The organism is Chthonobacter rhizosphaerae (genome assembly GCF_013839525.1).
GTDB classification, from domain to species: Bacteria; Pseudomonadota; Alphaproteobacteria; order Rhizobiales; family Pleomorphomonadaceae; genus Chthonobacter; species Chthonobacter rhizosphaerae.
Genome location: NZ_JACDIS010000022.1, coordinates 14209 through 28395 on the forward strand (window position 1 = coordinate 14209; position 14187 = coordinate 28395).

Genomic DNA, 14187 nt, shown 5'->3' on the forward strand with positions numbered 1-14187 from the left:
GTCCGGCGGTCGGCCGTCCACCCGGCCCGGCTCCCGTCCGGAGCCGGATTCCCGTCCCGCGCTCTTGCAACCGGCGCTTGATCTGGCATGATGCCCGGCCCGAGGGGAACGAACCCGGAACCTTGATCGCGGAAGCCGCCATCCCGGAAGGTGACCATGTCCCGCGCCGAACGACTCCTCGCCCTCGTCCAGGCTCTCCGGCGCCGGCGCCGCCCCGTGTCCGGGGCCGACCTGGCGGAGGAGCTTCAGGTGTCGCTGCGCACCATCTACCGCGACGTCCAGGCCCTCGTGGCCCAGGGCGCGCCCATCGAGGGCGAGGCGGGCGTCGGCTTCGTGCTGAAGCCGGGCTTTCTCCTGCCGCCGCTCATGTTCACCGACGACGAGATCGAGGCGCTCGCCCTCGGCGCCCAGATGATCTCGTCACGGGCCGACGCGCGCCTCGCCCGCGCCGCCACCGACGCGCTCGCCAAGATCGGCGCGGTCCTGCCGCGCGACCTCGCCGACCATATGGAGGAGAACGGCCTTCTCGTCGCCATGAGCCGGCCGGAGATCGCCGACACGGTCGATCTGGCGCTCCTGCGCGCCGCCATCCGCAACGAGACGAAGCTGCGCTTCTCCTACGTCAACGAGCAGGGCGTCCGCACCACCCGCACGGTCTGGCCGGTCGCCCTTGCCTTCTACGACAGGGTGCGCGTGCTCACCGCCTGGTGCGAGCTCCGCACCGCCTTCCGGCACTTCCGCGCCGACCGCATCACCGACGCCGAGGACCTCGCCCAACGCTACCCCCGCCGCCGCCGCGTCCTCCTCAAGGAATGGCGCGAAACCGACGGCCTCGCCGAGCGCCCCCGGCTCAGCGCGTGACTCCGTCCCGCGCGAGCCGGCGCCGTCCACCCCGATCTCACCACCGGTGATGCACGTGCGGGGCGATCAGGCGGTCGTAGATCTCGCGTGCCGCGCCGAGGGCGTCCGTGGTCAGCGCCGCCTCGTCGGCCGCGGCGGCGTTGGCGCGCGCCTGCTCGGCGTTCCGGGCGCCCGGGATGACCACCGTGACGGCCTCCTCGGCGAGGATCCACTTCAGCGCGAAGGCCGCCATGGAGGTGCCCACCGGCACCAGCCGGCGCACCTCCTCCACCGCCGCGAGACCCACCTCGAACGGCACGCCCGCGAAGGTCTCGCCCACGTCGAAGGCCTCGCCGTGCCGGTTGAACGCGCGGTGGTCGTCCTTGGCGAAGGCGGTCGCGGCGGTGATCTTGCCGGAGAGGAGCCCGCTCGCCAGCGGCACGCGGGCGATCACCGCCACGTTGCGGCGCCTGGCCTCCTTCAGGAACAGGTCCGCCGGCCGCTGCCGGAACAGGTTGTAGATGATCTGCACGCTGACGACGCCCGGATACTCGATCGCCTTCAGCCCCTCCTCCACCTTCTCGACGCTCACGCCGTAGTGGCGGATCTTGCCGGCCGCTACCAGGTCGTCGAGCGCCGCGAACACCTCCGGCCGGTAGTAGACCTCCGTCGGCGGGCAGTGCAGCTGCACGAGGTCCAGCGTCTCCACCCGCAGGTTGCGCAGCGACCGGTCGACGAAGCCGGAGAGGTTCTCCTTCGTGTAGCCGTCCGCCACGTGCGGCGACAGCCGCCGGCCGGCCTTGGTGGCCACCATCGGGCGCTCGCCGCCGCGCTGCGCCAGCACCTGCGCCACGATGGTCTCCGAGCGGCCGTCGCCGTAGACGTCCGCCGTGTCCACGAAGGTCATGCCGGCGTCGAGCGCGGCGTTCAGCGCGGCCACGCCCTCCTGTTCCGGCACGTCTCCCCACGATCCGCCGATCTGCCAGGCGCCGAAGCCGATCTCCGACACGGTGAAGCCGGTGCGTCCGAACGGGCGGTTTCTCATGGGACTGTCCTCGATGTCTGGCGATGGAATGAAGGCCGAGCCTCTATCGCCCCGCCCCGTCCTGCGCAATCCGCAGCCGCCCGAACGGTTCCGCGCGACCGCGCACCCCGCGCGACCGCGCACCCCGCCCCGCTCCGCGCGACCGCGCACCCCGCCCCGCGACCGCTCACGCCGTTCGAGCCGCCCCACCCCACCCTCCGCCCATCGTGGTGCGCGAAGGCGCACCGCCCACGCCTTCCTCTCGCACCGCCCACGCCGTCCCGACGCCCGCCACCCGTCGCCCTCACAGCCCCCGCACCCGCGGCTCGCTGCGCTCCGTCAGCATCAGCGCCGTCAGCGCCCACACCAGCGCGTCCAGCCGGTCCGGCGAACGCCCGCCGCTCAGCCCGTCGAGCCCGAAGTCCGCCATCTCGTCCTCCAGCTCGGTGAACCGCCCCGCGTGGCGCACGCGCCCTTGGGCGTAGAGCGCCGCCACCGGCTCGGCGCGCACCCACTTGCCGCGGGTGGCGTGCACCATCTCGACGGCCACGCGGCCGTCCACCTGGCGGATCACCGCCGCCACCATGTCGCCGCCCTGGTTGACCTCCGCCACCAGCCGGTCCGCCTCTTCCTGATGGTAGAGCGCCACCGCGCGCCGCGCCCAGGTCTCCGGCCGGGCGCCCTCGCAGGTGGCGTCGGCGATCACCACCGCCCGCCCGTCCCCGTCGAGGCCCGCCGCCACGATCCCGCACGCGTCCGAGGTCCGGCGCGATCCGGCCGGCGGGTCCACCGCCACCACGATCCGCCGCAGCGCCGGCCGGCCGGTCAGGCGCACCGCCTCCAGCTCCGCCCGGGTCCAGAGCGCGTCCGGCCGGTCCTCCACCAGCTCGCCGTCCAGCTCCTGCCGGCCCAGCCGGGTTCCGGCATAGCGCCCCACCACGGCGGTCAGGAAGGCCGGCGCCAGGTTGGCGGCGTTGTCCGCCGTCCGGGAGCGCGTCACCGCCGTCCCGCCGTCGGCCAGCAGCCGGCGCACCAGCGGCACCGGCCGGGGCGTCGTCGTCACCACCTGCCGGGGCTGCGCGCCGAGGCGCAGGCCGAACTGCAGCATGTCGAAGGTGGCGTCCGCGTGCCGCCACTTGGCGATCTCGTCGCCCCAGGCGGCGGCGAACTGCGGCCCGCGCAAACTGTCCGGGTCCTCCGCCGAGAAGGCCTCCGCCACCGCGCCGTTCGGCCATTCCAGCCGCCTCCGGCTCGGCTGCCACACCGGCCGCTCGCCGTCCCCGTGCACCGCGAGGAGGCCCGAAACCCCCTCCACCATCACGTCCCGCACCGCCGCCAGGGTCTCGCCCACGAGCGCGATCCGCCCGGCCGCCTCTCCGTCCGCGCGGAGCGCCCAGGTCTCACCCAGCGCCAGCGCCCGGATCCATTCGGCCCCCGTGCGGGTCTTCCCCGCCCCGCGGCCGCCCATCACCAGCCAGGTCGTCCAGGTCCCCGGCGGCGGCAGCTGGTCCGCCCGCGCCCACACCGGCCAGTCGGAGAGGATCGCCGCCGCCTCCGCCTCCGTCAGGCCCTCCATCAGCGCCAGCACCCGCGCCGGCTCCGTCGAGATCCGCGCCAAGCGCCGCAATCCGGCGTGCAAGCGCGCGACGCATCTCGCTTCGTCCGGCCATCCGTTCGCCGGCCCGGCCGGCCGCGCCGCCCGGCCCCGCATCCCCGCCCCCCGCTTCGGTTCGCTCACGGGCCGCCCTTTCCTGGTCCTCGAGGTCGATGATCCTGCCGAGCGCCCCCGCGAGCGCCGTCAGAAGCTTCACGTCCTTCTCTTCCACCGGGGCTCCCGTCCGGCCGAGCCGCCCCTCCAGGCTCGCCACCATCCGGGCCGTCGCCCATTGCAGCGACACCACCAGCGCCGAGGTGTCCGGCGCCGGGCGGCGCGTCGCCCGGCCGGCCGCCTGGGCGGCCGCCAGAAGCGGACGCCTCGGCCGCCAGCCCCGCCGCGTCGCATGGTCGAACAGCGTGGTCCGGTGCATCCCCAGCCGGGCGGCGATCGCCGCCAGCGGCTCGTCCGTCTCCTCGTAGGCGACCCGCACCGCCGCCCAGTCCACCCCGGCGTCCGGCTTCTCGCGCATCGCGCCCTCCCGCCCCCGGGCCAGTCCACGGCGCCGCCGCCGGCCGCACCGGACCCCCGCGGGCACGAAAAAAGGCGGCCCCTTTCGGGTGCCGCCCACACGTCTCGGATCATGGCCAAACCATAGCCGGCCAGCGTTACGCTGTCAAGGACTTTCTTCCTATCGGGCCACCCCGTCAGCCGCGCCGCTCGAGCGGCGCGCGAAGGCGCAGGTCGTCCTCCGTTCCTAGCTCGCCTTCACCGCCCGCAGCGTGGTGATGAACGATCCAACCCGCCGCTCCAGATCCGCCGATCGTTCCTGCAGCGTGTCGGAGAGCGAAAGCAGGTGGCCGGTCGCAGAGCCGGTCATGGCCGCCGCCTGGCTGACGCCCTTGATGTTCGTGGTCACGTCGGCCGTGCCGGTGGCGGCGCGCTGGGTGCTGGTGGCGATGTCGAGGGTGGCGGCGCCCTGCTCGTCCAGGGCGCCGACGATGGCTTCGGTCACGCCGCGCACCGTCCCCATGGTCGACACGATGGCGTTGACCGACGACACCGCCGTCCCGGTCGCCGCCTGGATCTCGGCGACGGTGGCGGAGATCTCCTCGGTGGCCTTGGCGGTCTGGCCGGCCAGCAGCTTCACCTCCCCCGCCACCACGGCGAAGCCCCTGCCCGCCTCTCCCGCGCGCGCCGCCTCGATGGTGGCGTTGAGCGCCAGCAGGTTGGTCTGCTGGGCGATCGCCTGGATGATGGCCACCACCGCGCCGATCCGGTCCGCGGCGGCGGAGAGCGCGCGGATGTTCACGTCCGCCCGGTCCGCCTCCGCGGTCGCGTCCACCGTGATCTCGGCAGAGCGCGCCACCTGCCCGTTGATCTCCCGCACCGTGTGCGACAGTTCCTCCGCCGAGGCCGCCACGGTCTGGACGTTCCGGGCCGCGACCTCGGCGGCGTTCGCCACCGCCTCGGCCTGCCGGCTGGTCTCGTCGGCGGTTGTCGCCAGGTAGCGGGCGGCGTCGGCCATCTCGTCGGAAGCCCTGGCGAACTGGCAGGCCAGGCTGCCCATGTCGGCCTCGAACGCCTCGGCCAGCCGTTCGCGTTCCTGCCGTCGGGCGAGCGAAGCCGCGAGGGTCGCCTCGTCCTGGGCGGCGCGCATGCGTTCCACCTCCTCCAGGTTCATGGCGAACACCGCCAGGGTGTCCGCCATGGCGCCGATCTCGTTGCGCTTGCCCGTGTACGGGATGGCGGCACGGAAGTCCCCGCCGGCGACCTGCCGCATCGCTTGGACCATGCGCGACATCGGAGTGACGATCCCGCACACGGCGAGCCAAACCTGCAGCGCGCCGGCGCCGAACAGGCACGCCATGGCGGCGCCGACGATAATGAGGGCTTGGCCATACACGCTCTCGTTGGTGCGGTTCACGAGTTCGGCGTCGGCCCGGCACGCCTCCAGCAGTCCGTCGAGCGTGGAGTCGAGAGACCGGTATGCCTCGGCCATCTCTCCCATGAACAGCCCGACGGCCGCTTCCGCGTCGCCTCGGGCGACCATCGCGTCCAGTTCGACCTGCAGGTCGAGGTAACGCTCCATGTGGGTCCGCGCTTGGGTCAGCATTCCGTCCTTGCTGCCGTGGTCCGCATGGCCGGCCGGTTTGCTGCCGTGGTCCGCATTGCCGGCCGCGTAGTTGTCGGCGTATCGGGCGAAGAGCGTGGCGGCGGCAGCCAGATCCGACCGGGCGGCTTCCCGTTCGGCTGGCCGTTTCACGACCACCAGTTCCGCGCTGGCGATCCGTGCCCTGGTCGCGGCATTCTCCATTTGCTCGGCGTCGTAGAGCGTCAACGTCTCCTGGTAGCCGCGGTTCGCCCCCGAGTGCATGATCCACAAGCTCCGGAAGGACACCACCACCGTTGCAAGCGAACTTACCAGGAGCAGCGCGGAAAGCCCCACGACACCAGCCTTGATCGTAATCGTCATCGTCCAGCATCCCCCCCGAGTACGGATCGACAGGGGTGGATGCTAGTCTGCCGCGCATGAAGGCTTGGTAAAAGTACGGGTATACCGTCCAGAAACCTCAAGCCGCGCGAAGCCGGTGCCGTCGTGGCGCTTTGCCGTCCGGGCGACGGCCTGGCCCGGTTCGCCCGCGCCTGATTGGCCGATGTCCGGTTCGCCCGCGTCCGGCTCGCCCGCGTCCGGTTCGCCCGCGTCTCAGGGCATCCGGCGCCGCCTGCGTCTGCGCGGCTCGCCCGGCGTCTCGTTGGGCCACGAAACGATCCGCTCCTCCCAGCGTTCTAGAGGCACATCGTCTTCCGAGACGGTGCGGCCGCGCACCGAAACGCCGGCCTGATGAACGGTGTCGGGGTCGCCGGAGACGAGCGGATGCCACCAGTAGAGGTCTCGGCCCTCGTCCACCAGCCGGTAGGCGCAGGTGGGCGGAAGCCAGGAGAGCGTGCGCACCTCGTCCGGCGTCAGCCGGATGCAGTCCGGCACGGTCGCGCTGCGGTTGTCGTAGTCCCGGCAGCGGCAGCTGGCGTCGTCGAGCAGCGAGCAGCCCACGTCGGTCCAGGCGATCGCGCCGCTGTCCTCGTCCTCCAGCTTGTTCAGGCAGCACCGGGCGCAGCCGTCGCACAGGCTCTCCCACTCGGCGTCGGTCATCTCGTCGAGAGATTTCACGATCCAGAACGGGGCGTCTTCAACTTTATGCATTTCCTTAACCATCCGCGCCGCCGCGCCTTTGATCCGTCTGGAATAACCAGATATCTCTATACGTCTGCCGGAGGGCCGGCCGACCGCCCGCCGACGAACGCTTGAGCCGTCCCGTGTCCGATTTCAAGTCGAAACACCGTCGTCGTCCGCTTCGGCAGCGGCTTCTCGCCATCGACGCCGTGATCGACAGCGTCGCCTATTCCTTCGCCGACCGCTTCGCCTGCGCCTGGAGCGCGATCGTCGACCATGCCGACCGCCTGAAGGTGCGCGGCGCCAGGCGCGCGGCCGTGGAGGTCGCCTCCGAGGCGGCCACGCTCGGCGTCGCCGGCTCGGTCCTTCTCCTCGCCTTCGCGGTGCCTGCCTTCCGGGCGACCGAGACCGATTGGCGCGCCCAGGGCGAATATGCCGTCACCTTCTTCGACAAGAACGGCGCCCTGATCGGCCGGCGCGGCATGTTCCTGGACGATTCCGTCCCGCTCGACCAGCTGCCGCCCCATCTCGTCCAGGCGACCCTCGCCACCGAGGACCGTCGCTTCCACGAGCACTTCGGCATCGACGTGTTCGGCACCTTCCGCGCCCTCGTCACCAACGCCCGCGCCGGCGGCGTGGTCCAGGGCGGCTCGTCGATCACCCAGCAGCTCGCCAAGAACCTCTTCCTCACCAACGAGCGGACGATCGAGCGCAAGATCAAGGAAGCCTACCTGTCGCTCTGGCTGGAGGCGAACCTCACCAAGCAGGAGATCCTCAAGCTCTACCTCGACCGCGCCTACATGGGCGGCGGCACCCACGGCGTGGCGGCGGCGGCGGAGTTCTATTTCGGCAAGTCGGTCAAGGACCTCACCCTCGCCGAGAGCGCCATGCTGGCCGGCCTCTTCAAGGCGCCGACCAAGTACGCCCCGCACGTGAACCTGCCGGCCGCCCGCGCCCGCGCCAACCAGGTGCTCACCAACATGGTGGCGGCCGGCTTCGCCACCGAGGGCCAGGTGGCCGCCGCCCGGCGCCATCCGGCGGCCGTCGTCGGCGGCTCCCGCCAGCAGGCGCCCGACTGGTTCCTCGATTGGGCCTTCGACGAGGTCAAGCGCATCGCCCCCACGGGCGACCGCACCATCATGGTGAAGACCACCCTCGACCCGGTGATCCAGAAGGCCGCCGACGAGGCGATCGAGACCAGCCTCAGGCAGTACGGCCAGGACTACAACGTCCGCCAGGCCTCCGCGGTGATCCAGGAGCCGGCCGGCGCCGTCCGCGCCCTCGTCGGCGGGCGCGACTATGGCGAGAGCCAGTTCAACCGCGCCGCCGGCGCGCTCCGCCAGCCCGGTTCGTCGTTCAAGCCCTTCGTCTACGCCGCCGCCTTCATGCACGGCTTCTCGGCGAGCTCCGTGGTGCCCGACGCACCGATCAGCATCGGCAACTGGAGCCCGCGCAACTATTCCCGCGGCTATGCCGGCCCGGTCACCCTGAAGACGGCGCTGACCAAGTCGATCAACACCGTCCCGGTCCGTCTCGCCCAGGCGATCGGCCGCGACAAGATCGTGGACGTCGCCCACAAGCTCGGCATCACCACCGAGCTGAAGATCACCCGCGCCCTCCCCCTCGGCGTCGCCGAGGTCACCGCCCTCGACATGGGCGGCGCATATGCGGCTTTCGCCAACGGTGGCGTGAAAGCGACGCCCTACGCGGTGACCGAGATCTCCACCCGGTCCGGGCGCATCGTCTACGACCGCGCCCGCGACGAGCCCCCGCCCGAGCGGGTGCTGCCGGAGGAAGTCGCATTCCAGATGAATGATGTGCTCGTCAACGTGGTGAACGCCGGCACGGGCGGACGGGCCAGGCTGGAGGGCCAGATGGCTGCCGGCAAGACCGGAACCACCCAGGCCTACCGCGACGCCTGGTTTGTCGGCTACACGGGCCACTATGTGGGCTCCGTGTGGTTCGGCAACGACGACTACACGTCCACAAAGGACATGACCGGCGGCAGCCTGCCCGCCATGACCTGGCAGTCGATCATGGCCGTCGCCCATCAGGGCTTGCCGTTCAAGGCGATACCGGGCGTGGAGACGCCGGACGCGCCGGCGAAGGGCGAGACGCCGGTGGCCGCGGCGCCGGCCACGACACCGGCGACTGCCGGCGTCCTGTCGCCGGACGCGGTGCGCATCGTCGGCGAGCTCGGCTCGCTCATGCGCGGGCGCATCGGCGTCGACCCGCTGCTCGCCCCGGGAAGCGGCCGCACCACCACCAGCTTCTCGCCGGTGCCCCCCGCGACGGGCTTCCAGCCCGCCCGCCTCGGCGCCGCCGAACCGGCCGGAACGCCTCCCGCCGTCACGCCGGTCGGCGGCCTCGCCATGGCGGCGCGCGAAGCCCTCAAGGACACCGCGCCCTCGCCCTGACCGCCCCTCTTCAGGAAGCGAAAGGGGCCGTCGGGATGACCGGGACCACCTCCGGACCGGACCGGGAGCAACCCCGCCCCGCCCCGTCCCAAAGCCGCGGGCGTGGCGGTTCGGCCCCACCCGGCCGGCGCCGTCGGTCAGCCGGAAGGAGCCGGTCGCGCGCGGCCGGGCCCTGGTGTAGGGTCTGCCGGCCGGCGCGCCGATTCCTCGGAAAACCGGCCGATTCCTCCTGCATGAAGCCTTCCGGCCGCCCGTGTTCCTCGTCGTCCGCCTCCTGATCATCGCCCTCGTCGGCGCCGTGGCGGGCCTCGGTTCCACCTGGTGGGCGCTCGAGAGCGGCCTCTTCGACACCGCGCCCCGGATCGGCCCCTGGCGGCTCCAGGCGGGCGGGCCGGGCACGTCCGCGAACCCCTACCAGATCGCCGAAGACGCCCGCGCCGGCCGCATCGGCCTCGGCCCGGCGGAGGGCATCGCCGTGGTGGCGACCACCGACAGCGCCGGCACTCCGCTCGATCCGCTCTGCCACTACGCGGTCGCCGGGCCGATCCCCTCCGCCGAGCTCTGGACGCTCGCGGTCACCGACGAGGCCGGCCGCCTGCCCAGCAACCCGGCCGGCCGCACCGGCTTCACCAGCCGCGACGCCGTCCGGGAGGCGGACGGCACCCTCGCGGTCGTGGTCGGCCGAACCGTCCGCCCGGGCAACTTCGTGCCCACCGGCCGGCTCGGCTCCATCGTGCTGACGCTCCGGCTCTACGGCTCCGGCCTCGCCGCGCGCCTGCCCGGACCGGACCGGCTGCCGGCGATCCGCCTCCTCCACTGCGGCGGCGGGAGGGGCCGATGACAGGTCACCTCGTCCGCAGCCTGATCGCCGGCCTCCTGGTCGCCGGCATCGTCCACGTGCTGGCGATCCTGACCATTCCGTCGGCGGCGCCGAACGACGCCACCGCCCGGGTGCTTGCGGTCGCCCGCCCCGGCGTCGTCGCCCTCATCCCGTCCGACGGCTCCGTGCTGGCGGATCTCGACCCCTACTTCCTCCACGCCGCCTGCGCCTTCGACCTCACCGGCGGCACCACGACCACCCTCGCGGGCGCCCTGCCGGACGAGGTCTGGACCATCGCGGTCGTGTCCCGGGCCGGCGGCATGGTGGCGAGCTTCGAGCAGGACGCCGCGCCGAACGGCACGGTCTCGCTCGCCGTCGGCATGGCGGATGCTGTCGAGCGCCTGCGCCTCGCCGGCACCCTGCCGGCGGACGGCTTCACCGTGGAGGCGCCCGCCGGCCCCGGCTTCGTGCTGGTGCGCGTGGCCGCCGCCGACATCGAGAGCCGCCCGCGGATCCGCGCGGCGCTCCAGGCCCTCACCTGCGCCCAGGCCGCCCGGCCATCCGGCGTCCGCCCGCTGGCGCCCTTGCCGCCCCTGCCCGAGGAGGAGCCGGAGCCGCGCCCCGCCTTCCCGCTGCCGGTTCCGGCCCCGCGCTGAGCGCCCGCTACTTCTGCAGCACCGGCCGGTCGAACGGATCCGGTCCGTCGAGAAGACGGGACCGCCGCCCCGCGTCGATGTCCAGGCGGGTCAGCGCCGGCGCGTCCTCGCAGCGGGTGGCGGCGAGGAGCGCGAAGGCGCGGTTCGCCTCCCAGACCACCGGCGACGGCGCCTCGATCTCGAACCGGTCGATGGCGTTCCGGTAGGCCGACAGCCTGTAGCCGAGCGCGCGCCAGACCCAGGCCATCTGCGCGGAATTCTCGTCCACCCGCTGGTAGGCCTCCTCGGCGAGGCGGTCGTCCGGAACCTGCAGCCGGCCGAGCGCGCCGAGGCGCTCCGCGTCGGCCCGGCGCACCCGCGCGGCCACCGCGCAGAACGGCGGCACCAGAAGCGCGTCGCCCTGGATGTCCGAGATCACCTTGTTCCAGCGCGCGTCGGTGGACCGGTAGGGGTCCGTCCGCAGGAAGGCGTGATACCGGCCGGGATCGAACCCGGGATCCAGCACCGGCAGCAGGCCGACCCGCTGGCCCTCCACGAGGGTGTCGAGCCACCAGTCGCCCACGTGCGGCGGGCGCACGAAGGCCCAGGCCCGGTCGCGCAACGCCTTCTCGTCCTCGGTGAGGTCGAACCCGGCGATGGTCCGCCCCTCGATATATTCCGCGCTTGTCCGGGCCACTGCCGGCAGCACCTCGTCGTGGAGCACGGAGGGGCGGGCGCGGCCGAAATCGCCGGTCGGACGGCCGCAGGACGACAGCGCGAGCGCCGCCATCAGAAGGGCGGCCAACCGCCCGCGCCCGTGAAACCTCATGCCCGCCTCCATGCCGTCGGTTCCGACCGTCATCGGATTCGCATCGGTATTGCAAGCCGATGGCGGAGATCCGGGAGACCCGGCCGACAGGCGGAGGGCTGACCGTACTTGGTTTCGCCCATATCATACGGCAATTCACATATGGCACAGTCGAACAAGGCGCGTTTCAGACATGCATACTCAAAACCCCGACGGTCCATCCTCGGTCGCGCGCCAGCGCCTTCGGATCGACGTCCTGATCCTTCTGTTCCTTCTGGCCTGCAACGTCAGCCTGGTCAGCGCCTTCCTGCTGCCCTGGGCCTTGCTCGGCCGGATCTTCTACATCTTCGCCCTCGACAGCGAGGGCAACATTCCGGCCTGGTGGTCGTCGGTTCAGCTGCTGATTGCCGGCATGCTGCTCCTCCTGGTCGCGCAGCGGACCCGCCGCGTGGAAACCTATTCTTGGGCGCTCGCGCTCCTCGGCGGCCTTCTGGTCCTGATGTCGGCGGACGAGACCATCGGCCTTCACGAGCGCCTCGGCATCTGGCTCGGCCGCACGTTCGGCAGCGGCCCGCAGTCGCCCGCCTACGAGACCGGGCTCCTGTTCGTGGTGGTCAGCGTGCCGGTCATCACCGTGGCGCTCACGGTCTTGAAGCGGCTCGGCGCCTTCCGGGGATCCGTGCCCGGCACGCGGCGCAACCTCCTCATCGGCTTCATCGTGCTCCTGGTCGGCTCGGCCAGTTCCGAATTGCTAACCTTTCTCGGCGACAGTCTGGGATCCGGCGTCGACAACTACATCCTGACCGTGGCGGTCGAGGAGTTCCTGGAGTTGAGCGGCGGAAGCCTCATTCTCTGGGCGAGCCTCCTGTTCGCCCGCGAGCACTGGAGCACCCAGGCCCTGCGCATGCTCTTCGAGCCGTCCACCCACTCGGAAAAGCGCGCCTACGAACGCATGAGGGCCTTCGAGGCCGAGCAGGACGCCGAAGCGGAGGCGCCGGACGCGATTCCGTCGCCTCGGTAAAGCCGAGCGGAATCAATAGGTTGACTCAAGCGTGACCGACACCTTCAGGATTCCTGAAGGACTCGACACACGCATTCCGATTCATTGACTCGTCTACGACTCGTAATAGGCGAAACGGCTCCCAGATTCCGGAGTCCGATGAGTCGCGTCAGTACCCTTGCGCGGCCGCTGGAGCCGGCGTCCTTCGGCTTCATCGCGCCGCAACTTCCCACCCTGGTGGCGGAGCCGCCCGCGGGGGAAGACTGGATTCACGAAATCAAGCACGACGGCTACCGCACCCAGGTGATCATCACCCCGGACGACGTGCGCGCCTTCACCCGCAACGGCCACGACTGGACCGACCGCTACCCGCGGATCGTGGACGCGGCCGCCGCGCTCGACTGCGGATCCGCCGTGATCGACGGCGAGGCGATCGTCCAGAACGAGCGGGGCGCGTCGGACTTCAAGGCGCTGCGGACGGCCCTCCACGGGCGATCCAGCCGGATCGTGATGTTCGCGTTCGATCTCCTGCGCCTCGACGGCGAGGACCTGCGGTCGCGCCCGCTCGTGGAACGGCGGGCGCTTCTGAAGGCGCTCCTCGCCGGGCGGGAGATGACCTTCGGCATGCATTTCAGCGAGGCCTATGACGGCAGCGGCGCCGAACTCTTCTCCGCGGTCGACCGGCTGGGGCTGGAGGGTGTGGTCTCCAAGCGGGCGGACAGCCGATACCGCAGCGGCCGGTCGGACGCCTGGCTGAAGGCCAAGTGCTACGGCGAGGCGACCTTCCAGGTGATCGGCGTGGAGAAGACCAGTTCGGGCGGCCTCACGGCGCTTCTCGCCGACGAGGACGACGGCGCGCTCCACTTCGCCGGGCGGGCGGTGGTGAACCTGGACGGGCCGGAGGCCGACCGGTTCAAGGATCGGCTCGCCCGGCTCGCCGTCAGCCGGCCGGTGCCGGGGCTGAAGCCGAGCAGCAAGGCGCAATGGGTGAAGCCCGGCCTCGCCGTGCGGGTCCGCTTCCTCAAGGGCGAGGAGACGCTCCGGCACGCTTCGCTGCTCGGTCTCGCGCCCGGGGCCTGACCCACGCGGTTCAGCCGCCGGTGCGGCCGAACCAGATGCTCGCGAGGGCGGCGAGCGCCACCAGGGTGAGGAAGCCGTTCGCCACGATCAGAAGGGCGCTCGGCAGGCGGCGCACCGCCGGGTCCGGGTCCTTGACGCCCGGGAAGAGTTCGCGCCAGACCGCCACCACGAAGCAGAAGGCGCTGAACAGCACGAGCAGCGAGCCGGTGGCGATGATCATCCAGTCCGGCACCACGCCTTCCAGCAGCTTCTTGGCGCCGATGCCGCTCGCGAGCGACGCGAGCCCCGTCCGGATCCAGGCCGCATAGGTCCGTTCGGCCGCCAGAACCGTGCGGTCGGCGGCAAGCTCGGTCCGCCGGTCGGCGGAATCCTTCATGGTCGCGGTGCTCTCGGCCACCGTCTCGGTGGAGGACTTCACCGCGCGCGAGGTTTGCGCGACCGTTTCGGCCGAAGCCTTCAGGTGGTTCTCCGAAGCGGTCTCGTCCGCTGCCTGCATCGTGTGGGCTCCTGGTTCGGTGGGCCTTCTCGGGTGGACGCTCGCGCCCCTGCGCCAACACGGCCATGCGGGCCCGGTTCCCCGCGGCCGCGGTCCGGCCAACCGGTTCGATTTTCGGCCCGGCCGCTCGCCCGTGTGACCCCGGTCACGGAAGCCGGGTCGGGACGTCGGCATAGTCCATCCATCGGCGGACGAAACGACCGGCCGAAACGACCCGGACCTTGAACCACCATCAACCCCACTGACACAGAAGGATGACCATCATGACCCCCTGGCACGCCGCTTTCGGTTCCGAAGT

13 protein-coding genes are annotated in these 14187 nt (G+C 71.9%); 7 read left to right on the forward strand and 6 right to left on the reverse strand.

Annotation, left to right across the window (positions count from 1 at the left end):
- The first annotated feature begins 156 nt into the window (after positions 1–156).
- Positions 157–861 (forward strand): helix-turn-helix transcriptional regulator, encoded by a 705-nt coding sequence (locus tag HND91_RS21930; RefSeq protein WP_181708748.1) that lies wholly within the window; start codon positions 157–159, stop codon positions 859–861.
- A 37-nt stretch (positions 862–898) separates the two neighbouring features.
- Here HND91_RS21930 and HND91_RS21935 read toward each other — a convergent pair whose 3' ends face one another.
- Both HND91_RS21935 and HND91_RS21940 read right to left on the reverse strand, forming a co-directional pair.
- A complete protein-coding gene (locus tag HND91_RS21935; RefSeq protein ID WP_181708749.1) occupies positions 899–1885 on the reverse strand; it encodes an aldo/keto reductase in 987 nt (328 codons plus the stop codon).
- Between the two features lie 283 nt (positions 1886–2168).
- A complete protein-coding gene (locus HND91_RS21940; RefSeq protein ID WP_181708762.1) occupies positions 2169–3440 on the reverse strand; it encodes a DNA-packaging protein in 1272 nt (423 codons plus the stop codon).
- Positions 3441–3631: 191 nt separating this feature from the next.
- Here HND91_RS21940 and HND91_RS21945 point away from each other — a divergent pair, with 191 nt between their 5' ends.
- Complete coding sequence (locus HND91_RS21945) at positions 3632–3940, forward strand: hypothetical protein (RefSeq protein WP_181708750.1); 309 nt, start codon at positions 3632–3634, stop codon at positions 3938–3940.
- A 275-nt stretch (positions 3941–4215) separates the two neighbouring features.
- On the opposite strand, the gene HND91_RS21950 is transcribed toward HND91_RS21945, so the two are convergent.
- Both HND91_RS21950 and HND91_RS21955 read right to left on the reverse strand, forming a co-directional pair.
- Positions 4216–5934, reverse strand: coding sequence for a methyl-accepting chemotaxis protein (locus HND91_RS21950; RefSeq protein WP_181708751.1), 1719 nt, complete (start codon positions 5932–5934; stop codon positions 4216–4218).
- Positions 5935–6165: 231 nt separating this feature from the next.
- Positions 6166–6663, reverse strand: a complete 498-nt coding sequence (locus tag HND91_RS21955; RefSeq protein ID WP_181708752.1) for a YcgN family cysteine cluster protein — start codon at positions 6661–6663, stop codon at positions 6166–6168.
- A 113-nt stretch (positions 6664–6776) separates the two neighbouring features.
- Here HND91_RS21955 and HND91_RS21960 point away from each other — a divergent pair, with 113 nt between their 5' ends.
- From HND91_RS21960 to HND91_RS21970, 3 genes are all read left to right on the forward strand, one after another.
- Positions 6777–9050: a PBP1A family penicillin-binding protein gene (locus HND91_RS21960; protein WP_181708753.1), complete on the forward strand. Its 2274-nt coding sequence runs from the start codon at positions 6777–6779 to the stop codon at positions 9048–9050.
- A gap of 253 nt (positions 9051–9303) precedes the next feature.
- Positions 9304–9891 (forward strand): DUF1214 domain-containing protein, encoded by a 588-nt coding sequence (locus HND91_RS21965; protein ID WP_181708754.1) that lies wholly within the window; start codon positions 9304–9306, stop codon positions 9889–9891.
- Positions 9888–10526, forward strand: a complete 639-nt coding sequence (locus tag HND91_RS21970; protein ID WP_181708755.1) for a hypothetical protein — start codon at positions 9888–9890, stop codon at positions 10524–10526. The genes HND91_RS21965 and HND91_RS21970 overlap by 4 nt, the downstream gene beginning before the upstream one ends.
- 7 nt (positions 10527–10533) lie before the next feature.
- Here the strand turns inward: HND91_RS21970 and HND91_RS21975 are convergent, their stop codons facing one another.
- Positions 10534–11367 (reverse strand): hypothetical protein, encoded by an 834-nt coding sequence (locus HND91_RS21975; RefSeq protein ID WP_181708756.1) that lies wholly within the window; start codon positions 11365–11367, stop codon positions 10534–10536.
- Between the two features lie 139 nt (positions 11368–11506).
- On the opposite strand from HND91_RS21975, the gene HND91_RS21980 reads away from it, so the two are divergent.
- Both HND91_RS21980 and ligD read left to right on the forward strand, forming a co-directional pair.
- Positions 11507–12334 (forward strand): hypothetical protein, encoded by an 828-nt coding sequence (locus HND91_RS21980; RefSeq protein WP_181708757.1) that lies wholly within the window; start codon positions 11507–11509, stop codon positions 12332–12334.
- Positions 12335–12472: 138 nt separating this feature from the next.
- Entirely contained in the window at positions 12473–13393 is a 921-nt protein-coding gene (gene ligD / locus HND91_RS21985; protein ID WP_181708758.1) for a non-homologous end-joining DNA ligase, read from the forward strand.
- A 10-nt stretch (positions 13394–13403) separates the two neighbouring features.
- Here the strand turns inward: ligD and HND91_RS21990 are convergent, their stop codons facing one another.
- Complete coding sequence (locus tag HND91_RS21990; protein WP_246329640.1) at positions 13404–13889, reverse strand: YidH family protein; 486 nt, start codon at positions 13887–13889, stop codon at positions 13404–13406.
- Positions 13890–14187 lie beyond the last annotated feature (298 nt).

Excerpts from the sequence above, each read along its gene's own strand:
- HND91_RS21930 (WP_181708748.1), top strand. The coding sequence starts at position 157 with ATGTCCCGCGCCGAACGACTCCTCGCCCTCGTCCAGGCTCTCCGGCGC.
- HND91_RS21935 (WP_181708749.1), bottom strand. The coding sequence starts at position 1,885 with ATGAGAAACCGCCCGTTCGGACGCACCGGCTTCACCGTGTCGGAGATC.
- HND91_RS21940 (WP_181708762.1), bottom strand. The coding sequence starts at position 3,440 with ATGGAGGGCCTGACGGAGGCGGAGGCGGCGGCGATCCTCTCCGACTGG.
- HND91_RS21945 (WP_181708750.1), top strand. The coding sequence starts at position 3,632 with ATGATCCTGCCGAGCGCCCCCGCGAGCGCCGTCAGAAGCTTCACGTCC.
- HND91_RS21950 (WP_181708751.1), bottom strand. The coding sequence starts at position 5,934 with ATGACGATTACGATCAAGGCTGGTGTCGTGGGGCTTTCCGCGCTGCTC.
- HND91_RS21955 (WP_181708752.1), bottom strand. The coding sequence starts at position 6,663 with ATGCATAAAGTTGAAGACGCCCCGTTCTGGATCGTGAAATCTCTCGAC.
- HND91_RS21970 (WP_181708755.1), top strand. The coding sequence starts at position 9,888 with ATGACAGGTCACCTCGTCCGCAGCCTGATCGCCGGCCTCCTGGTCGCC.
- HND91_RS21975 (WP_181708756.1), bottom strand. The coding sequence starts at position 11,367 with ATGACGGTCGGAACCGACGGCATGGAGGCGGGCATGAGGTTTCACGGG.
- HND91_RS21980 (WP_181708757.1), top strand. The coding sequence starts at position 11,507 with ATGCATACTCAAAACCCCGACGGTCCATCCTCGGTCGCGCGCCAGCGC.
- ligD (WP_181708758.1), top strand. The coding sequence starts at position 12,473 with ATGAGTCGCGTCAGTACCCTTGCGCGGCCGCTGGAGCCGGCGTCCTTC.
- HND91_RS21990 (WP_246329640.1), bottom strand. The coding sequence starts at position 13,889 with ATGCAGGCAGCGGACGAGACCGCTTCGGAGAACCACCTGAAGGCTTCG.